Annotated in this window: 18 protein-coding genes; 1 reads left to right on the forward strand and 17 read right to left on the reverse strand. The window is 59.3% G+C overall.

Annotated features, from left to right (window positions below; genetic code table 11):
* The first annotated feature begins 12 nt into the window (after nt 1-12).
* On the forward strand, nt 13-2214 hold the full coding sequence (locus JJL52_RS04860; RefSeq protein WP_202051269.1) for a patatin-like phospholipase family protein: 2202 nt from the start codon (nt 13-15) through the stop codon (nt 2212-2214).
* Between the two features lie 64 nt (nt 2215-2278).
* Here the strand turns inward: JJL52_RS04860 and JJL52_RS04865 are convergent, their stop codons facing one another.
* The 17 genes from JJL52_RS04865 to ndhC form a co-directional block, all read right to left on the reverse strand.
* Nucleotides 2279-3568 (reverse strand): PepSY-associated TM helix domain-containing protein, encoded by a 1290-nt coding sequence (locus JJL52_RS04865; protein ID WP_202051270.1) that lies wholly within the window; start codon nt 3566-3568, stop codon nt 2279-2281.
* 69 nt (nt 3569-3637) lie between these two features.
* Complete coding sequence (fae, locus tag JJL52_RS04870) at nt 3638-4171, reverse strand: formaldehyde-activating enzyme (protein WP_272901705.1); 534 nt, start codon at nt 4169-4171, stop codon at nt 3638-3640.
* A 14-nt stretch (nt 4172-4185) separates the two neighbouring features.
* Nucleotides 4186-4533 (reverse strand): rhodanese-like domain-containing protein, encoded by a 348-nt coding sequence (locus JJL52_RS04875; protein ID WP_202051271.1) that lies wholly within the window; start codon nt 4531-4533, stop codon nt 4186-4188.
* Nucleotides 4534-5062: 529 nt separating this feature from the next.
* Nucleotides 5063-5542 (reverse strand): nuclear transport factor 2 family protein, encoded by a 480-nt coding sequence (locus JJL52_RS04880; RefSeq protein WP_202051272.1) that lies wholly within the window; start codon nt 5540-5542, stop codon nt 5063-5065.
* Between the two features lie 402 nt (nt 5543-5944).
* On the reverse strand, nt 5945-7399 hold the full coding sequence (locus JJL52_RS04885) for an NADH-quinone oxidoreductase subunit N (RefSeq protein ID WP_202051273.1): 1455 nt from the start codon (nt 7397-7399) through the stop codon (nt 5945-5947).
* Nucleotides 7399-8895, reverse strand: coding sequence for a complex I subunit 4 family protein (locus JJL52_RS04890; protein ID WP_202051274.1), 1497 nt, complete (start codon nt 8893-8895; stop codon nt 7399-7401). Before JJL52_RS04890 ends, JJL52_RS04885 begins: the two co-directional genes overlap by 1 nt.
* Complete coding sequence (nuoL, locus tag JJL52_RS04895; RefSeq protein ID WP_202051275.1) at nt 8892-10712, reverse strand: NADH-quinone oxidoreductase subunit L; 1821 nt, start codon at nt 10710-10712, stop codon at nt 8892-8894. The genes JJL52_RS04890 and nuoL overlap by 4 nt, the downstream gene beginning before the upstream one ends.
* A gap of 229 nt (nt 10713-10941) precedes the next feature.
* Nucleotides 10942-11250, reverse strand: coding sequence for an NADH-quinone oxidoreductase subunit NuoK (gene nuoK, locus JJL52_RS04900; protein WP_202051276.1), 309 nt, complete (start codon nt 11248-11250; stop codon nt 10942-10944).
* Nucleotides 11247-11765: an NADH-quinone oxidoreductase subunit J gene (nuoJ, locus tag JJL52_RS04905; protein ID WP_202051277.1), complete on the reverse strand. Its 519-nt coding sequence runs from the start codon at nt 11763-11765 to the stop codon at nt 11247-11249. Before nuoJ ends, nuoK begins: the two co-directional genes overlap by 4 nt.
* Nucleotides 11766-11775: 10 nt before the next feature.
* Nucleotides 11776-12291 carry an NADH-quinone oxidoreductase subunit NuoI gene (gene nuoI / locus JJL52_RS04910; RefSeq protein ID WP_202051278.1) on the reverse strand — a complete coding sequence of 172 codons (516 nt, stop codon included), beginning with the start codon at nt 12289-12291 and terminating at the stop codon, nt 11776-11778.
* 22 nt (nt 12292-12313) lie between these two features.
* Nucleotides 12314-13267, reverse strand: coding sequence for an NADH-quinone oxidoreductase subunit NuoH (gene nuoH, locus JJL52_RS04915; RefSeq protein WP_202051279.1), 954 nt, complete (start codon nt 13265-13267; stop codon nt 12314-12316).
* Nucleotides 13264-15960: an NADH-quinone oxidoreductase subunit NuoG gene (nuoG, locus tag JJL52_RS04920; protein WP_202051280.1), complete on the reverse strand. Its 2697-nt coding sequence runs from the start codon at nt 15958-15960 to the stop codon at nt 13264-13266. The genes nuoH and nuoG overlap by 4 nt, the downstream gene beginning before the upstream one ends.
* Nucleotides 15960-17240: an NADH-quinone oxidoreductase subunit NuoF gene (gene nuoF / locus JJL52_RS04925; protein ID WP_236994048.1), complete on the reverse strand. Its 1281-nt coding sequence runs from the start codon at nt 17238-17240 to the stop codon at nt 15960-15962. The genes nuoG and nuoF overlap by 1 nt, the downstream gene beginning before the upstream one ends.
* Before the next feature lie 15 nt (nt 17241-17255).
* Complete coding sequence (gene nuoE, locus JJL52_RS04930; protein ID WP_202051282.1) at nt 17256-17738, reverse strand: NADH-quinone oxidoreductase subunit NuoE; 483 nt, start codon at nt 17736-17738, stop codon at nt 17256-17258.
* Complete coding sequence (gene nuoC, locus JJL52_RS04935) at nt 17738-19516, reverse strand: NADH-quinone oxidoreductase subunit C/D (protein WP_202051283.1); 1779 nt, start codon at nt 19514-19516, stop codon at nt 17738-17740. The genes nuoE and nuoC overlap by 1 nt, the downstream gene beginning before the upstream one ends.
* 38 nt (nt 19517-19554) lie before the next feature.
* Nucleotides 19555-20196: an NADH-quinone oxidoreductase subunit B gene (locus JJL52_RS04940; protein WP_202051284.1), complete on the reverse strand. Its 642-nt coding sequence runs from the start codon at nt 20194-20196 to the stop codon at nt 19555-19557.
* Nucleotides 20181-20618, reverse strand: coding sequence for an NADH-quinone oxidoreductase subunit A (gene ndhC / locus JJL52_RS04945; RefSeq protein ID WP_202051285.1), 438 nt, complete (start codon nt 20616-20618; stop codon nt 20181-20183). The genes JJL52_RS04940 and ndhC overlap by 16 nt, the downstream gene beginning before the upstream one ends.
* Nucleotides 20619-20773: the final 155 nt, after the last annotated feature.

Genomic DNA, 20773 nt, shown 5'->3' on the forward strand with positions numbered 1-20773 from the left:
CAGGGGGACGGCATGGCAGAAGCACAATCCGCAACCAGTTTTGCGCAAGTTCAGCAGGAAGAACTGGAAGTCATCAAAAACCAGCGGCTGAACCGGGGCGATATTCGGGAAGCCCATGAAGCCAGGCGCCTTACCGGGCTGGCGATCAGCGGCGGCGGTATCCGTTCCGCTTCGTTCGCGTTGGGTGTTTTGCAGGGTTTGAACAAATACAATATCTTGCGTCGGGTGGATTATTTATCGACCGTTTCGGGCGGCGGCTATATCGGCTCCTCGCTGACCTGGTTCAATTACCAGAATAAAAAGAAAGGCGCGTCCTGGACTTTTCCGTTTGCTTCCGATGCGCTCCATTCGCCGCTGAATTTCCTGAGGCAGAACGGCAATTATCTGCTGCCGAGCGGCCTCTCGGCCTTGTCGCTGCTGGGCGTCCTGCTGCGTAATATCACGCTGGCGTCTTCGGTTTATCTCGCGGTGATCGTCAGCCTCTTTTATCTTTTCGTCAACCTCCGTCTGTTCGTGCCGCAACCCTGGATGCTGCCGTTTACAAACGGCTGGCAGCCGGCCTCCTTTTTCACCCAAGCCGCGCTGGCCATGGTGCTGGTCTTCGGGATCACCAGTTTTTTGTATGCCTGGATGACTTGGCGGAAGTTAGGGACGGAGCAGCGCGGGTATCGCGGGCGTTTCTGGTTTCAGCGCGTGCAGGGCAAGATCATTTTGCTGGCGCTTGCATTCTGGGTATTGGCGTTGCTGCCGGAAATCAACCAATTCGTCAGCGATAAACTGCGCGGAATGGAATATATGACCACTTCCTTTCCGGCGCTGCTCGGCATGATCGGATCGGTTTACGAATTTTTCCAGCAGCAAAAGGGCAATCAGGCCGGCAAAGGCGCAATGACGGAGATTCGTATTCTGCTGACCTCGGCATTGTTGATCTTCGGCATTATGGCGGTCGGTTATAAATTCGCGCTGGATTGGGATCAATCGGACATGCAGTGGCTTTACGGATTGGTGATCGCCGGCGTCGTCCTGACCGGATGGTTTGTCAACCTGAATCTGTTCGGCATCGGACGGATGGATCGCGACCGCCTGATGGAAGCCTTTCTGCCGAATCCGCAAGCGGTGAACAATACGCGTTGGGAACTGGCGACCGAAGCCGATGTGGCTTTTTTTACCCAAGTTTCCGGACCCGATCAATGGGGGCCTTACCACATCATCAATACCAATGCCGTTCTGGTCGATTCTCCCAATGCCAAATACCGGGGCCGCGCCGGGGACAATTTCATCATGTCCCATCTGTATTGCGGCGGCGACGCGGTCGGTTTTTATCCGATGGAAGCGCTGTCCGACGGCGAAATGACCCTCGCGACGGCAGTGTCGATTTCGGGCGCCGCGTTGAATCCGAACGCCGCCAACTCCGGACAGGGCACCACCCGCAACCGCCTGGTTTCGTTTCTGCTGACGTTTTTCAATATCCGGCTGGGCTTCTGGATACAGAATCCGGCGGTGACCGGTTGGCGGAAAATCCTGTCGGATATGAACAGGCGCCCCAACTTTTTCTATCCGGGCTTTTTTCAGGGCTTATTGGGACAGGACCTCAGGGAAAACGTGGGCTATCTGGAGCTGACCGACGGCGGCCATTTCGACAATACCGGGCTGTATGAATTGATCAGAAGGCGCGTCGACACCCTCTATTTTTCTTCGGCCGGCGCGGACCCGAATTTCACTCTGGACGATATCGGCAGTTTGCTGGTGCGGATCCAGGTCGACTTCGACGTCACGGTTACTTTCAATGACGAGCTGGAAAGCCTGATGCCGGGGTCGGACGGGGAAAGCGTGTACGCGAAGCGCTTCGGCTTTTCGAGAATGGGCTTCGACCGGGGAACGATCCATTACCCGGCCAGCGCCACGGAGCCCGCCAAAAAGGGCACCCTGTATATCGTCAGGGCGACGCTGGCCAAGGATTTGCCGGCGGAAATCTACAGTTACCGCGCCCAGCATGAGGAGTTTCCGAATCAGTCCACGAACGACCAGTTCTTTGACGAGGTTCAGGTCGAGGCTTATCGGGAGTTGGGGCTCCGGCTGACCGCGCAGATGTGCAGCGCGCTGTCGCTTTCCAGCGAAGAAATTACGCAGGTTTCGGAGATCTTCGCGGAAACGGCGCAAGAAGAAACCGTCGAAGGGGTACAGGAAGACGTCGAAGGCGTGCCGGAAGTGTAACGCATCTGCGTTGCGCTTTCATGCCGTAATGTCTTCCGAGAGCCGATTTCCCGGCCGCCGACGGTTACCGGCTCAGTTTTTGCCACCACGCAACGGCTTGCGGCAGGGCTTTTCGCCCGGATTCAGCGGTCAGCCGCCCGAGCGCAAGGCCCAAGCGCCAAGCCAGGGCGAGGATCCGGTAACCGGCTTTTTTCAGAGGCGTAAAATCGACCGCGCGATCCCGAAGCACGCCGCGCCGGCACAGCCATCGGAACAGACCGCTCAGGTACAGAAAAAACAGTGCCTGTCCGGCCAAAAACCAGAGCAACCGTCCCGAGGCGCCCACGGCCTCGCCCGAATGCAGCGGCCATAGCCAAGCCGCCGCGATTTGTCCGGCCGTAAATCGGGCCGGATCGCGCACCTCCAGAATGTGGCCGCTCCAGCGGTCTACCCACACGGTGGTGAAAGGATGGCGCTGATTGATTTCGCCGTCCTGGCGAAAATGGATTTCAAACACCCCGCTGTCGCCGATCGGCGTGCTGATCTGCCGCAATTCGGCATTCGGGAACGGCGCACGGGCAATGAACTCGGCGCCTTCCAGGCCGAGTGGATGATCGTTCGGCACGGCGGTGCTGACGATCGCGCCGTTCGTTTCGCCGTGCCCCATTCCGGCCTCGCCGGTCAGCGTCTCCACCAGCTTTGGGTAAGAGAGCAAAAAGCCGGTGCCGGCCAGCATGATGATTGCTACGGCGCTCAGAAAACCGGTGATCCGGTGTAAATCGGTCGCGAAACGCAGCAGGCCAGCTTGCCTCCGTATCGTCAGCGCTTTGCGTAGCCCCTTTAGGCCGGGCCACCACAAATACAGCCCGCTGCATGCCGAAAGCATCAACAGCAGCCCCAAACTTCCCACCGTTTTCCGCCCGGTCAGGCCGAGCAGCAGATGACTGTGCAAATCCAGGAACCAAGTCGTAAAGGTCGAGCCCCAGAAGCGGCTCGCGACGACCTCAGCGGTGTAGGGATTGACCGACACCATCAAGGGAGCGTACCACTCGAAATACGTTTCGCGCGGTTTTTCGAACCAGGCGGTAATCATCCCGTGCGGGGATCTCGGCATTTCGAGCGTCCAAGCGCCGTGACGGTCCGGATGCACTGCGCGCACCGCCGCCAAGATCTTGTCCAGCGATTGGTAACCGCCTTCGGGACGGTCGACCACCAGGCGTGGATTCAGCAGTTCGTCGATATCTTCCCGGTAAATGTTGAAACTGCCGGTCAGGCCCAGCAGGGCAAACAAAAAACCGGCGCCGAGCGCCAGCAGCAGATGCAGTTTGAGCCAGGCGGCCCGCCCGCGCCGGGCCTTGATGATCGCATGGGTCATTCGAGAACGGAAGATTCGAAAAAACTCGAATTATCCCACGGATCGGCATTTCCTGTCAGGCACGCCGCATCAATTGTGTGCAGCCAGCGGGTGGGGCTGGGCATGCTCTTGGGAGATCACTTCTTCAGGCGACGGCCGACCTTCGAGGGCGCGCTTTATAGCCAGTTTGACGGCTTCGTAATTCCAGTCCTGAATTTTGGTGTTATCGGTAGCGTCCCAGTGAATGAAAACGCCTACGCAGATAAATACATGCGTCGCCTCGGCCAACGGAATGATCCCTTCTTTGACGCAGTCGGCGACCGCCATTGCGACCCCTCTTTGCGCCGGACCGAACATCTGCTCCGCCTGCCGCCCGTTGGTGATTTCCACCTTGTTGAACATGACTGTCGGGGGCTTGGTCATCAAGTTGGGCGCTATTAGCGCCAGCAGTGCGTTGTCGCCACGCTTCTGGTTGGTCAGTGCGTTGCAAAAAGCAAATTCCGCAGCGCTACCGCGTGGCCCCATGATCAGATCGATATGTGCCACTTCGTTGCCTTCTCCAACCAGCGCTTCACCGACCAGTACATGATCTATTTTGGGTTTGGGGATATTCATATTCGGCATGATATTTCTCCCGATTAGGTGTAACTATGGGATTCAATGGGATAGCCGGCATTCGCCCAGTCTTCCATGCCGCCTTCGAACGCGGAGACTTGCGAATAACCGGCCGCGGTCAGCCGATTGGCCGCCTCTTTCGAGGCATTGCAATGGAAGCCGGCGCAATAGGTGACGATCGGGCGATCCTTGCCTTGCGGTCCGGCCAGCGTGGCCACTTTTTGTAGAAACTCGCTTCCGGATACCGGCGCATTTTGCGAGTCCGGAATATGGGCTTTCCGGAAAGCATCTTCCGAGAGAACGTTCAGCAGCAGAAAATCTTCCCGATTATCCTGCATATTTTTCAATTCGTTTCGTGTCAGGATGTTCATGTTATTCACCTCCTAACGGATTAAACTCAATAGGTAATAATTTGCCGCCTGATACTGCGAGGCAAATCTGGCGGCGACTTTTGCCGGATTTTTTCCAGCTCTATTCGATTAGAGGCCATGTGCCGGAAATATATCCCGGCGGCGTGCTGGACCGGTCCACAGGCTGGTGAGGGAAATACGGGGGGCAATGCCTAAGTTAAGGTATTACGTAGGCCGGATAAGCGCAGTGCACTTGTGCCCTCTGGGAAATACGGCGATTGCGTGGTGGATGCGCTGCGCTTATCCACCCTACTGCCCATTCACTTAACGGCATTGAGGTGGCAGGGTGGACAACGCCAAGCTGTTCACCCTTTTGATTTACCGGAGGAGGCTAATGATGACGGAATCGGATGAGATGGTTTTTTCGGCAAGCGAATATCCCAAACCGAACCGCCTGCAAGTTTATCTATAGTCCGGTTTTTTAAGTTCTTAGGAGGGAATCTTTGAAAGCCGGCGGAGTTCAGAATGCCTTCTCTTTCAGGGCCTATCTTTAAAGCCCGAGTTCGCTGAGCCCCGGATGATCGTCCGGGCGGCGGCCCTGCGGCCAATGGAACTTGCGTTCCGATGCCTGTATCGGCAAGTCGTTGATGCTGGCATAACGGCGGCGCATCAGGCCGTTCTCGTCGAATTCCCAGTTCTCGTTGCCGTAGGAACGGAACCATTCGTTCTGCCGGTTATGCCACTCGTAGGCAAAACGGACCGCGATCCGGTTGCCTTCGAAAGCCCATAATTCCTTGATCAGCCGGTACTCCAGTTCGGTCTGCCATTTACGGGTCAGGAACTCGATGATCTGCTCGCGGCCGACCGGGAATTCGGCGCGGTTGCGCCAGCGGCTGTCGGCGGTGTAGGCCAACGCGACCCGTTCGGGATCGCGGTTGTTCCAGGCGTCTTCCGCCATCCGGACTTTCTGCGTGGCGGTTTCACGGGTAAACGGGGGAAAGGGCGGTCGCGGTTCGTGAATAATGGTCATGGAAAAAAACTCCTGAATGAGGGATTAAGGCTGAAGACCTGCCAGGTTTTAAAAATCCGGCAGGTCTATGATATTGGAAAAGTCCGTAGATGGGTACGACTACAAAGGCGCAGGCGTTACGACACCCATGGATGGGGGAGGTAGATCGCGTCGGGAACAAGCGATCGAGGGCAACGCAGGGAGCAGTTGCCGGGAGGCGCCAGCCGAAACCCATCGCAACAGAATTGTAGGATGCGCTTCAAGGTATCGTTCGCGATCGATGCGCCTCCTTACGTCGGCACATCCTACACGTTTCGACGAAAAACGTGAATGGCTGAAATGAGCTGATTTCCCTCCGGATAATTTCGAATCGATTCCAGAGATTCGGGTATTTTCAATATCTTCGTCAAACCGGTATTCAGGCTATTTGCCGAACGAACCCGCTAGGGCGTGAATGTATGGGATCAAGTCGCCGGGGAAAACCCCGAACCATACCAGCAGCAGGCTCAGCACGACAAGCGTTACGGCGGACTGCAGACCGACGAATTTTTCTTCGGATTCGGGTTCGATTTTCTCGACCTCCATCGCCATCGCCAGAATGATCCTCAGATAATAAAAAATCCCCAGTCCGCTGCCGACGATTATTGCAGTCAGCAGCCCCCAAAAACCGCCGTCCGCACCGCTGGTAAAAACATAGAATTTACCGATGAAACCGGCGGTCAGCGGAATGCCGGCCAGCGACAGCAGCATCAGTGTGAACGTACCGGCCAGATAAGGGCGGCGCCAGAACAAACCGCGAAACAGGGCCATATCGGCGGCCTCCAACTGCGCCGAAGAAAGCATCGACACGACGCCGAAAGCGCCGAGAGTCGTAATGAAATAGGCGGCCAGATAAAAAGTCACCGATTCCGCGACCAGCGGTTTCGCAATCGCGGCGCCGGCGATAAACGCGACCAGGAGATAGCCCATGTGGGCGATCGAAGAATAGGCCAGTAGCCGTTTGACATTCGTTTGCAGCAGCGCCAAAAGATTGCCTGCCAGGATCGAAAGAACCGCGATCAGGCTTAACACCGGCCGGAGCGGCGCGAAACCGTAACCGCCGGTTTCGACGAACAGGCGCAGCAGCAGCGCGAAGACGGCGCCCTTCGAAACGGTCGCGATAAAGGCGGTGACCGGCGCCGGCGCACCTTCGTAAACGTCGGGCGTCCATAAATGAAAAGGCGCCAGCGACAGTTTGAAGCCGAGCCCGGCCACGATCAGCACGACCCCGCTGACCATGACGGCATTCATCGCGGGTTCAGACGCGATAAATCGGCCTAGGCCACCGAAGCTCAGTTCCCCGCTCTCGGCATAGAGAAAGGCGATTCCCATCAGCATAAAGGCGGAGGATGTGCCGGACAATATCAGATATTTGACCGCCGCTTCGAGCGAGCGCCTTTGCTCGACCGGATAGCCGATCAGCGTGAACAGGGAAATGCTGAGCGTTTCCAGCCCCAGGAAAAGAGAGGCGAAATGGCTGCTGGCGGCCAGCACCGAGCCGCCGAGCAGTGCGGTGCCGAGCAGAATCGGAAGTTCTTCGTTCTGGCCTTCGCGTTCCTTGAAATAGTCATGGCACAAGCCCAGCACCGCGAGACCCGCCAACAGCAGCAGTGCAATAAAGAACAGCGCATAATCGTCCATGCGCAGTAATTCTGTCACTTGAACCGGCGCCCGATGACTGGCAGGAGCAAGCGACAGCAGCGATAGGACGATGCCGCCGCCGACGAGTCCGTTGACCAGTGCAAAATTCCGCCGAATCGCGATCGCGAGCATCGCGGCGACGGCCGTGGCGGTCATCATCAGGAAAGGCAGCAGGGCGATCAGCGCGTCGGAATGCATTAGGTTTCTCTTGCGTTGAGGGTGTGCCGGACCGACTGCAGCGCCGGTTTCGATACGTCCAGGACGGTTTGGGGGCGAAGGCCGAGCCAAACTAGAGCTGCCGCCAATAAGCCCAGCGCGGCCAGTTCGCGGAAACTGCCATCGCTCAACACCGGCCGGTTTTGCAAGGGCCCGTGGTAAGCTTTCTGGATGACGATCAGCGCATAGACCGGCGACAGAATCAGCACGAGCGCGGCGATGGCCGTGGCGATCGGACTCGCCTCAAACAGTCCCGCGAGCACCAGAAACTCGCCGACAAAATTTCCAAGTCCCGGAAGCCCCAGCGTCGCCATCACAAAAAACAGCGTCAACGCGGACAATTGCGGCATGGCCGTCCACAAACCGCCCATCTCTCCGAATTCCCGGCTATGCAGGCGGTTTTGCAGAAAGCCCGCGATCATGAACAGCGCGCCGGCGCTCAGGCCGTGCGCGATCATCGTGACGACGGCGCCCTGCATCGCGAGCAGGTTTCCGGAGAATGCCCCCGGCAGAATGAAGCCCATATGGCTGATACTGGTATAAGCGACCAGCCGTTTGAAATCGGACTGCGCGAAGGCCGTCGCCGCCGTATAGAGCATGCTCGCCGCGCCCAGCGCGATCGCGATCGGCGCAAACCGGTGCGCGGCTTCGGGAAATAAAGGGATCACGAACCGAAGCAATCCATAGGCGCCGGTTTTCAGCAGGATGCCGGCCAGGATCACACTGCCGCCAGTCGGCGCCTGCGTATGGGCGTCCGGCAGCCAGGTGTGGAAAGGCACGGCCGGCAGCTTGACCGCAAAGGCGATGAAAAAGCCCAGCATCAGCCAGTAGCCCAGATTGGAATCGAGCTTGGTATGCAGTAAAGCGACATAATCGAACGTCAAGGCGCCGCCCGAACGGTAATGGGCGAGCGCCAGCACGATGATCGCAACCAGCATCACAAGGCTGCTGACCTGGGTGAAAACCGCGAATTTGATGGCCGCATAGGTCCGGTTTTCATGCCCCCAGATCGCGATCAGAAAATACATCGGGACGATCATCGCTTCCCAGCACAGGAAGAACAGGAACAAGTCGGCTGACAGGAACACGCCGACCGTGCCGGCCAGGCAGGTGAGCAGATTGAAATAAAAGAATCCGGTTCGCTTGTCGATTTCGGTCCAGGAACTCGCGACCGCCATCAGGCCCAACAGGACAGTCAGCGCGATCAACAGCAGGCTGAGACCATCCGCCGCCAGATGGAAACCGATCCCGAAGCGCGAAATCCAAAGTAGATTCACTTCGGCGAGCCAACTGGAGGCCGTGGCCGGGACGGCCATTTCCGCGGCAGGGATTCCGGCAAACAGCCAGCCGGCCAGCAGCGCTTCCAGAGCGAGCGTTGCCAGGGCAAACCAGCGCGGAGCGTTCGGGTTCCGTTGCTCCGACATCCAGGCGGCGATGCCGCCGAAAAACAGTACGGCGATCAAGGCGGATAACATCATGACAGCAGCCCTATCGCAATCACGACGACTGCGCCCCAGGCCATCGACGCCGCGTACCAGCGGATCCGCCCGGTCTGGGCTGCACGGGTCAAATCGTGCAGTTTTCGGCTCAGCCAGGCCGTCCTGAGATACGGGCTGTCCAGCACGTCTTTTTTGTTCCATCGAGTCAGCGCGACAAAGGGATGGATGAACAGTGTCCGGTAAAGCGCATCGAAGCCCCAGCCTGATAATAACAGCCGTTTGATCGGCTCGTTCGTGAAAGCGGTCGAAGACAACGTGCCGGTCAGATAGAAAAGCGCCGCGATCAGCAAGCCGAGGATCGGCATCATCAGCGTAACGATCGAAACCCACGGGGACGGAGAAGGCAGAGTTGTCTCGATTGAGGCAGGAAAGACCGTGTCCAGCGGGATTTGCAGCAGGCCGCCGAACAGCGCCAGAACGCTGAGCAGAACGAGCGGGATGCGCATCCGGTTGCCGATCGCCGCTTCGACCTCTCGCGTTTGATGGCCGAAAAAGACCACGAACAGCAGGCGGAAACTGTAGATGCCGGTGATCAAAGCACCGAGACAGCCCATGCCCCAAAGTATCGGCGAGGTTTCGAAAGCCGCCAGCAGGATTTCGTGCTTGCTGTAATAGCCGGAGGTAAAGGGCAGCGCGGCCAAGGCCGCGCTGCCGATCAGAAAGCTCCAGAAAGCGAGCGGCATTGCCTTGCGCAGGCCGCCCATTTTGAAAATGTCGTGTTCGTGGTGGAAGCAGAAGATTACCGCGCCGGCGGCCAGGAACAGCAGGGCCTTGAAGAAGGCGTGCGTCAGCAGGTGGAAAATCGCCGCCGACCAGGCGCCGACGCCGAGCGCCAGAAACATGTAGCCGATCTGGCTGATCGTCGAATAGGCCAGGATCCGCTTGATGTCGGTCTGTACGAGCCCCGAAAAGCCCGCGATCAGCAAGGTGACGCCGCCGACGACGGCAACCGCGGTTTGTGCCGATGGCGCGAGCATGAACAGCACATGGGTGCGGGCGATCAGGTAAACCCCGGCGGTGACCATCGTGGCCGCATGGATCAGCGCGCTGACCGGCGTCGGGCCGGCCATCGCGTCCGGCAGCCAGGTTTGCAGCGGCAATTGCGCGGATTTGCCGGCCGCGCCGCCGAGCAGGAGTGCAGCCGCCGTGACAGGCAGAACCGCTCCGACTTTCCATTCGCTCTGGGCCCGCTCCATCACCGTTTGAATATCGAGCGAATGCAGTTCGGTAAACAGCAAAAACAGACTCAGCGCCAGCGCCATATCGCCGACGCGGGTCATCACGAACGCCTTGCGCGCCGCGTAGCCGTTATCCGGATTCACGTACCAGAAGCCGATCAACAGATAGCTGCCTAGCCCCACGCCTTCCCAGCCGAGATAAAGCAGCAGCAGATTATCCGCCAGCACCAGCGTCAGCATTGCCGCGACGAACAGATTCATATAGGCGAAAAATCGCGCGTAACCGGCATCGGCTTCCATGAATTCGGCCGCGTACAGATGGATCAGCAGCCCGACGCCGGTCACCACGAACAGCATCGTCATCGATAACGAATCGAGATAAAAACCGAACGGAATCGTAAGATCGCCGGTAGTGATCCAGGAGCCCAGCGCCAGCCGGTAGGGCGCCATCGAACCGCGCAGGAGTTCGAATCCGACCAGGAAGGCCAGCAAGGCCGAAATGCCCACGCTGCCGACGCCGATCAGGGCGACCATCGGCTTGGACAGACTCCGGCCGAAAAACACCAGGGCCAGGAAGCCGAGCAACGGAAAGAACGGTATCCAGCCTAACAATTCCACGGTCGAATCCTCCTGTACGGCTGAGTCCAAAGAACGATTCCTTCTCCCTTGGGGAGAGGGAGGATGAGGGCAAAATAAAGTTTTTATTTAACAACCATGAGGCTACTATCCACATCCCGGCAGATGAAAAATGCGTAGGATGTGCTGAACGAAGTGAAGCGCATCGAGTGCCCTTCAGGGTGTCGCTCGCGAACGATGCGCCTCCTTACATCGGCACATCCTACTTGTATTAACCTTGCATCTCGCTGACCGCATCGGCGTCCAGCGTTTTGAAACGGTGAAAAATCTGCAGCGCCAGTCCCAGTCCGACCCCAACTTCCGCGGCCGCCAGCGTCAGCACCAGCAGGAACATGATCTGTCCGTCGGCCTGTCCCCAGCGCGAGCCCGCCACGATAAACGCCAGCCCGGCGGCATTCAGCATCACCTCCAGGGACATCAGGATCATGATCAGATTGCGGCGCGCCACTACGCCGATCAAGCCGAGCACGAACAGCGCCGCCGACAGCATCAGCCCGAATTCCGAAGGAATCGTGTTCATGGCCTGCTCTCCGGCGGTAATGTTTTCGGTATCGGCCTGCCGAGGTGGTAAGCGCCGACCAGTCCGGCCAGCAGCAGGATCGAGGCCAGTTCGACCGCGATCAGATAGGGGCCGAATAAGGCGATGCCGACCTGTTTCGCGCTTACGACCTGGCCGGTTTCGATATGACCGCCGTGAGCGATAATCACGACCAGTTCGACGAGCAGGATCAGGGCCAGGAACGACGGGCCGAGCCAGATGCCGGGCTCAAGCCAAACGCGTTCCTGGGCGGTTGTCGTTTGACCCTGGTTGAGCATCATGATCACGAATACGAACAGCACCATGATCGCGCCCGCGTAGATGATCACTTCCAGCACCGCAGCGAAATAGGCGCCCATCAGGAAGAAGATCACGCCGACCGCCAGCAGCGACAAGATCAGGTACAGTAGCCCATGGACCGCATTCAGCCGGGTCAGCATCATCACCGTCGCGAACACCGCAACCGCAGAGGTCAGGTAAAACAGGATCAGCGCCATGGGTTCACCTTTAGGGCAACAAGGTTTTCAAATCGACCGGCGGAGCTTCGTTTTCGGCCTGTCCCTTCGCTTTTCCGCCGATCGCCATCCCGGCAACCCGGTAAAAGTTGTAATCGTGATATTTGCCGGTGCCGTCGATCAACAGATGCTCCTTTTCATAGACCATGTTCTGCCGGTCGTATTCGCACATCTCGAAGTCGGGCGTCAGCTGGATCGCGCAGGTCGGGCAGGCTTCCTCGCAAAATCCGCACATGATGCAGCGCGAAAAATTGATCCGGAAAAACTCGGGATACCAGCGGCCGTTTTCGTCCTCGGTTTTCTGCAACGCGATGCAATCGACCGGGCACACCACCGCGCAAAGATTGCAGGCCACGCAGCGCTCTTCGCCGTCCGGATCGCGGGTTAGCACAATGCGTCCCCGGTAGCGGGGCGAGAGCGCCGGTTTCTGTTCCGGGTATTCGACCGTGTCCGCTTTGACGAACGTGTGCTTCAACACTTCCCATAACGATCGCAGTTGGCTCAGCATCGCAAGCTCCTCGTCTCGATTGTCAGCCCGGCGGGAGCGCCAGCGCGCCGGTAATCACCAGATTCAACAGACCCGCAGGCAGCAGAATCTTCCAGCCGAAGGCCATCAACTGATCATAGCGCGGGCGCGGCAAGGCGCCGCGGATCAGGATGAAAAACAGCACCCCGATGCCCGTTTTCAGGCAAAACCAGGCCAGGGGCGGCAGCCAAGGGCCGAGCCAGCCGCCGAAAAACAGCGTCACGATGATCGCCGAGCTCAAGATAATCGCGACGTATTCCCCAACGAAAAACATCCCGAATTTCATCCCGGAATACTCGGTATGGAAACCGGCTACCAATTCCTGTTCGGCTTCGGGCAGGTCGAGAGGGCCGCGGCGGCTTTCCGCGACGATCGCGATCAGAAAGATCACGAAGCCTACAAACTGCGGCACGATGAACCAGCCGCCGCGCTGGGCCTCGACGATTTCCCTTAAATCGAACGTACCGGCCAGCATCACGACGCCCATGATCGAAATTCCCATGAAGACCTCGTAGCTGACCGTCTGCGCGGCTGCGCGTAGGCCGCCGAGCAGCGAATATTTGTTGTTGGACGCATAGCCGGCCAGCACGATGCTGTAGACCGACAGCGAGGACAGCGCCAGAAAATAAAGCAGCCCGAAATTGAAATCGATGATCCCGACGCCCGGGGCGAAAGGGATCACCGCGAAGGCGGCGAGCGCGGTGATGAAGACGATCGTCGGCGCGATCACAAAGATCGGTTTGTCGGCAAAAGGCGGTATCCAGTCCTCCTTGAAAAACATTTTGATCATGTCCGCGACCACCTGCATCAGCCCGAGAGGGCCGACACGATTCGGTCCGAGCCGGTCTTGCCAGAAAGCCAAAAGGCGCCGCTCGACCCAGATCAGCAGCGCGGCGACGGCGATCACCGCGATCAGGATGCCGGCAATGTCGGGGGCTTCGCCGAGTTCGTCGTTCATTGGTTTTCTCCCGTCTTTGCCGGCGCTTCGGGTCCGGCTTTTATCAGGGCGACCCGTGCGCCGTTCGGCAGATGGCGAAACGGCGGCAGGCCGGCCGTAATGCCGAGCAAACCGGCCGGCATTGTGCTGTCGATGCGGACCGGAATCCGGAGCGAAGAGAGCTCCAGTTCATAACGGATTTCGACCGAATCGCCGTTTGAAACGGCCAGCGTTTCGGCATCTTCGGGATTGACGAATACACAGGCGTCGGGGAACCGTTCGGCGACCGGCGCCGAATGCGCGCTGAGTTCCTCGCCGGCGAAAATATTCGGCAGCCTGACGATCCGCCAGAAACCCCGTTCCGGTACGAAAGCCGGCGGAATTCGATCGAACCAGGGCAGCATGCCCGAAGCTTGGATCAGGCGGATGCCGGGGTTGCCGCTGCGCAGGGGGCCGGCGACTTCGTCTTGGAATTTATTGATTGCTTGGTTGGAGTTCCATCCCGGCGCCCACACGACCGGCAATAAAGCCGGCGGTACATGCACGGTATCGCCTTCCATCGAGAATGCGAACGGGGTTTCGCAGTCCTGCGGCGGCGGAGGTTCGATTACCGAGACGTCGGCATGCATTGCGGTGCGGCCGCTGTAACGGTGCGGCTGGCGCGGGATTTTGGGAAGATGCTCTTCTGCCGGGAAGCGCTCGATTCCGGCAAGCGCCGGAATTGCCGCCGCGCAGGCCGATGTCAGATCCCTGAAATGGTGCCATCGTGGATTATCCATCACACGGATCAGCCACTCCCAACCGGCCAGGATGGGTTCCTGCGCCGGATAAACCGGAAAATAGCACTGGGCACGGCCTTCGTTATTGACCAGGGTCCCTTCGGATTCGGCGAACGTCGCGGCCGGCAGCAGCAGGCCGGCTTTCGCTGTGGTCGGGTTTTCCAGGTGGTCGATCACGGCGACATGCCGAGCGGCATCGAGAAAAGCGTCGATTTGCGGAGCCGGCGCGCGCCGGTAGAGGTCGTTTTCGAGAATCACCATGGTATCGGCCGAACCGTCCTGAACGCGGGCGAAAGCGTCCTTCAGGCGCCTGCCGCCGATCATCGTCAAGCCCAGGCTGTTCGCTTCGGGGAGAGCATACAGCAAGCCTTTGTTCTGAGCCGGCAGCGCTCTTGCGATATTGTAGGCTGCCTGAACGACTGCCAGGCTCGCGCAGCTCGTGCCCGAGACGATCAGCGGACGTTTCGCCTCCCGCAAGCGGCCGGCGATCAGGGCTGCCAGAGCCTCCTCCGCCTCATCCAGACCCGAGGGCAGGGGCGATTCCGGATTCAGCGAGTGCGCGATCGCGAAACCAAGGCGGGCGATCGCTTCCGGGCTGCCGTGAAACGTTTCGGCCGCGCTATCGTGGAGGCGCGTGGCATGAACAGAGGCAATGAACAGCGGGCTTTGCACCTGGCCTTCAAGCTGTCGGACTGCGGCATCCAGCCAGCGCGGGATTTTCAGTTGCCGGGCCAGATCGAATGTCGCGTTGCGTACTGACTGCCGCAGCGACAGGGCCAGGCGCGGCGCACTGTGGGTGACATCCTCGCCCAGAATCAAGACCGCGTCGGCCTGTTCGGTTTCGCGAAGCGTCGGTGTATGGATGCCGCCGTTCGCCAGGATGCCGAGGATGGATTCGAGCAAGTCGTGTTCGGTCTCATCGAGCCCGAGAAAGAAATTGGTCTCACCCACGAGTTCGCGCAACGTGAAATTCGCTTCCAGCGAGGCGCGCGGCGAGCCGATGCCAATGATGCCTTTCGCGCTCCGAATCTGCGTTCTGAAATGCTCGATCGCGGTTCCGGCCACGGCAACAGGTTGTCTTTCGATCCGCGGAAAGCGGCCCCGAAGATCGCTGTTTACGAAGCCGTAGCCGAAGCGGCCCCGGTCGCACAGGAAATAGCCGTTCACGTCGCCGTGGTACCGGTTCACGATCCGGCGCAATTCGCCGTAGCGTTCGCCCGGCGTGGTGTTGCAGCCGAGGCTGCAATGCACGCAGACCGATGGCGCGGTCTGCAAGTCCCATTTCCGGGTATAACGGTCGCTGAAAGGCTTGTCGGTAAAGACGCCGGTAGGGCAGACTTCGACCAGATTACCGCTGAATTCGCTCTCCAGCGTGCCGTCCTCATGGCGGCCGAAATACACGTTGTTGTGGATGCCTAGTACTTCGAGGTCAGCGCCCCCCGCGTAGTCGTTGTAGAAACGGACGCAGCGGTAGCAGGCGATGCAGCGGTTCATTTCATGATTCACGAAAGGGCCGAGATATTGATTCCGGTGGGTCCGCTTGCGGCCGCGGTAGCGGCGCGAGGTGTGGCCGGTCATCAGCGTCATGTCCTGCAGATGGCATTCTCCGCCTTCTTCGCAAACCGGACAGTCATGCGGATGATTGATCATCAACAGCTCGATGTTGTCTGCGCGGAATTGCCGGGCCACGTCGGCATTTAGCGAAATGCGCAGGTTATCCGCGACCGGCGTGATGCAGGCCATCACCAGGCGGCCGCGAGTGTCTTCCGCATCCTTGTACTGGATCACTGCGCATTGACGGCAGGCGCCGACCGATCCCATCGCCGGATGCCAGCAAAAATAGGGCAGGTCCAACCCCAACGACAAACACTCGGCGAGAAGGTTGCTGCCGTCCTGCACTTCGTAAGTACGGCCGTCGACTTCGATGGTCGCCATCAGACGGCCTCCTTGAGCGTGCGGTTTTGAAAAATGTAGCGCTCGAAGTCTTCGCGAAAATATTTCAGCGCGCTCTGCAGCGGTTCCATCGCGCCCGGTGCGAGTGCGCAGAACGTATTGCCGGGGCCGAGCATTCGGGTCAATCGGGATAAGGTATCGAGATCTTCGGGGCGGCCCCTGCCTTCGACGATGTCCTGCAACAGCGTCACTGTCCACGGCAGGCCGTCCCGGCACGGGGTGCACCAGCCGCACGATTCCTGGGCGAAAAATCGCTCCAGGTTCAGCACCATTTGCACCGGACAGGTCTTGTCGTCGAGCACGATGATGGTGCCGGTGCCCATCCGGCTGCCGGCCTTGGCGACCGTATCGAACTCCATCGGCACGTCCAGATGCTCGGGCAGCAGAAAATCGGTCGAGGCGCCGCCGGGCAGGAAGCCGCGCAGTCTGTAGCCGTCTTTCATCCCGTCGGCATGGTCTTCCAGGATTTCGCGAATCGGCGTGCCCATCGGCAGTTCCCACAGGCCTGGCTTTTTGACCCGGCCGCTGGCGCCGAACAGCTTCGTGCCCGCATCGGCGCCGCGCCCAAGCCCTTTGTACCAGTCTGCGCCGTGGCGCAGAATATGGGGCACGTTGCATAGCGTCTCGACATTGTTCACGACCGTCGGCCGGCCCCACAGGCCGCTGACTACCGCAAAAGGGGGTTTCGGGCGGGGCGTGGCCCGTTTGCCTTCCAAAGCATTCAATAAGGCCGACTCTTCGCCGCAGATATAGCGGCCGGCGCTGGTATGGAGATGAATCTCGAGCGAGAAATCCGAATCGAGGATATGTGCGCCAATATAATGCGCCGCGCGGGCTTCCTGCATGGCCCGCGTCAAGCGCTCTGCAGCCAGGCGGTACTCCGCGCGCAAAAAGATGTAAGCGGTTTGCGCCTGGATGGCGTAAGCTGCAATGACGATGCCTTCGAGTAACTGATGCGGATCTTTTTCGAGCAGCAGCCGGTCCTTGAAGGTACCGGGCTCCATCTCGTCCGCGTTAATCACCAGATAGCGGGGTTGGGCCGGAGCCTGGTCGATCGGCACCAGGCTCCATTTGAGCCCGGTACTGAAGCCTGCGCCGCCCCGGCCTCTAAGTCCCGCATCCTTGACCCATTGCTGGACGTCTTTCGGTTTGAGGTCGGCGAGCGTCTTCTTCAGCCCTTCATAACCGCCGGTTTTACGGTAATCCTCCAGGGTCGCGAAAGCGCGGCCCGTGCGGATGTTCTGGGTTAACGGTCTGTCCATCGTCGCCATCTCGCATTATTCTCCGAGGAGTTCCTTTACGATATTGTCGGTCAGGTCCGGCCTGAGCTCGCCGTTCACCATCGCGACCGGGGCACGGTCGCAGGCGCCCAGGCAAACGATCGGCAAAACGGTGTATTCGCCATCCTGTGACATTTCGCCGGGCTTCACGTTCAAATGCCGGCACAACTTCTCGCTCAACCGGTCGCTGCCGAGCATCCAGCAACTGACGCTGTCACAGACGTGAATCACGTTTTTGCCGACCGGCCGGCGGTAAATCAGATTGTAAAAGGTTGCGACCCCTTCCAGCTGAGCGGGCGATATTTTCAGGTATTCGGCAATCGCGACCAAGCTGTCGTCGGAAATCCAGCCGCGGTGTTTCTGGACGATCTTCAATGCTTCGATCGAGACGGCCGACTTGTCTTCATAGTGCGGCAGTTCGGCATTGATCTCGTCGATTTCGGCGGCGCTCAAAGAGCGTGTATTCGTTTCTGCCTTCATTAGCGGTCCACGTCAGCCATTACAAAATCGATGCTGGCAAGAATTGCGATCAGGTCGGCGACCATCATGCCCCGGCACATCATCGGTATCATTTGCAAATGCGGAAAAGAGGGGGTGCGGATGCGGGTGCGGTAGGACATGCCGCTGCCGTCGCTGGTCAGATAGTACGCGTTCAGACCTTTCGTGGCCTCGACGGTGAAGGAGGCTTCGCCGGCCGGAATCACCGGCCCCCAACTCACGTTCAGGAAATGCTGGATCAGCGTTTCGATATCGTGCAGCGTTCGGGCCCGCGGCGGCGGTGTGGTCAACGGGTGTTCGGCTTTATGGGGCCCCTCGGGCATGTTGTCCAGGCATTGCCCGATGATCCGGACGCTTTGGCGCATTTCCTCGACCCGCACCGCGCAGCGGTCGTAGCAGTCGCCGTTCTGCGCGATCGGGATCTCGAATTCGAAGTTCTGATAACCGGAGTAGGGCCGTGCCTTCCGGTAGTCCCAGCCGAAGCCGGTCGCCCGAAGCCCCGGCCCGGTCGCGCCCCAGTCGATCGCTTCCCGGGTGTTGTAAGCGCCTACCCCCTGGGTACGGCGTTTGATCGTGCCGTTCTGCATCACCAGTTTGTCGTAGTCGTCGAGCCGTCCCGGAAAATGGTCGAGAAATTCCCGAATCCGCTTGTCCCAGCCCTTCGGCAGGTCCATCGCCACGCCGCCGATCCTGAAATAGCTCGAATGCATCCGGGCGCCGCTGATCGACTCGACAATATCGAAGACCTGTTCGCGGTCGATGAACATGTAAAAAATCGGCGACAACTGGCCGATGTCCTGGGCATAGGTGCCGTAGAACAACAGATGGCTGGCGATCCGGTAGAGTTCGGCGACCATCACCCGGATCACTTCCGCGCGCGGCGGGACCTTGATCCCGGCCAGTTTCTCGACGGCCAGCACGTAGGGGAGGTTGTTCATCGAGCCGCCCAGGTAATCGACCCGATCCGTGTAGGGAATATAGGTATGCCAGGATTGCCGCTCGCCCATTTTTTCCGCGCCGCGGTGGTGGTAGCCGATGTCGGGCAGCGCGTTGACGATCTCTTCGCCGTCCAATTGCAGGGCGACCCGGAACACGCCGTGAACGCTCGGATGGTTCGGCCCCATGTTCAGAAACATGAAATCGCTCTCTTCGCTGCGCCGGCTCATGCCCCAGTCTTCCGGCACGAAACGCAGCGCATTTTGTTCGATGTCCTGCCGTTCGTCGGGGAGGGTAAAGGGCTCCTTTTCGGTGGCGCGGGCATAGTGATCCTTGCGCAGCGGATGGCCCTGCCAGGTCGGCGGCATCAGAATTCGGCGAAGATGCGGATGGCCCTCGAAGACGATCCCGAACATGTCCCAGGCCTCGCGTTCGTACCAGTTTGCCGACGGCCAAAGGTCCGAAACCGTCGGAAGCGTCAAGGCGTTCTCATGCAAGGCCACTTTCAGCCGGATATCGGCGTTTCGGCCAAAGGAAAGCAGATGATAGACGACCGTGAAATCACTTTCCGGCTGCCCCTGGCGGTGAATGCGCCGGCGCTCGTCGATCGCGGTCAAGTCGAACAGCATCACATGGGGGGGAAGGAGTTCGCGTTTTAAACAACCCAGGATCGCGTGCAGCTTTTCGCGGGGAACCCACAAGGTGGTGATCCCGTCGGCGGTGGGTTGGGAGATAAGGCCGGCAATCCCGAGCCGCTCGGCAAGCGCCTCGGCGATTTCGGAAGCGGCGGGGGAATAAACGGTGTTGCCTGCCTCAGCGTTCATCGATGTTTATCCTCCCAAGCTTTCATGTCGCCTCCGGGTTAGAGTTCGTCCGGGCTTCTCAACTCGCGAGTGCGCATCCTCGCATCGTTGAGCAGATCGCGGTAGCTGGGTTTTTCGGCCGGCTTGACGACCGTTTGCTCGCCGACGGTCCAGCTTAAAGGCCGCCTTTCCCGGCCGATCGCCTGCTGCAGCAGCATCAGCCCCTGCAGCAGCGCTTCGGGCCGGGGAGGGCAGCCCGGCACATACACGTCGACCGGCAAAAACTTGTCCACGCCCTGCACCACGCTGTAAATGTCGTACATGCCGCCGGAGTTGGCGCAGGAGCCCATCGAGATCACCCAGCGCGGCTCCAACATCTGGTCGTAGAGCCGCTTGATCACCGGCGCCATTTTGCGGAACACCGTGCCCGAAATCACGATCAGATCGGCCTGGCGGGGCGACGCCCGGATCACTTCGGAGCCGAAGCGGGCCATGTCGTGCCGGCTGGTGAAGGCGGTCGCCATTTCCACATAGCAGCAGGAAAGCCCGAAATTGAAAGGCCAGACCGAATTGGCCTGTCCCCAGGCGACCATGTCTTCGAGCCTGGCAAGCAAAAAGCTTCGGCGCAGGACGTCTTCGTTGGGATGGGCTCCCGGTTGCGGGGCGGGATCATCCTCGGCGCGGGTCAGGGTCCAGTGCATGCATCACTCCCATGTTGGCGACGGTCAGCTTCACGGCGCTGCCGCCGGGTCCGCCAGTCGAGCGCGCCGATCGCCTCGAGATAGATCAGCGTCGCAATCAGAATGCCGATAAAAATCAACGCTTCGATAAAGCCCGTCCAGCCGGCCTCCCTCACGGCGATCGCCCAGGCGAACAGAAACACGGTTTCCATATCGAAAATCACGAAAAAGATGGCGATCAGATAGAAATGCACGGAAAAGCGGAGATGCACGTCGCCGGTCGGAACGATGCCGGATTCGAAGGGCTCTTCGGCGCGCGGGGTGCGGTGCCGTTGCCCCAGAAAATAAGCACCGCCGAGCATCACGGCGGTAAGGGCGAAGATAGCGCCGAAAAAAACGAGCAGCGGCAAGATATGCGAAACAGGAGAGGCTTCGGCTATCATCGATAAATCCTCCGCTTACCGTGAATGACAAGTGGAATGGTCCGGCTGACGGTTCCGCAATCCATTGAATGGATTGGGAGAAGATTAAGGCGCTAATCTTTTTTCGTTAGCAAGGCGTTACGGCGATAAAGATCGATACAGCCGATTTCCACAAT

The sequence above is a fragment of the Candidatus Methylomicrobium oryzae genome (assembly GCF_016745425.1).
Lineage (GTDB): Bacteria > Pseudomonadota > Gammaproteobacteria > Methylococcales > Methylomonadaceae > Methylomicrobium > Methylomicrobium oryzae.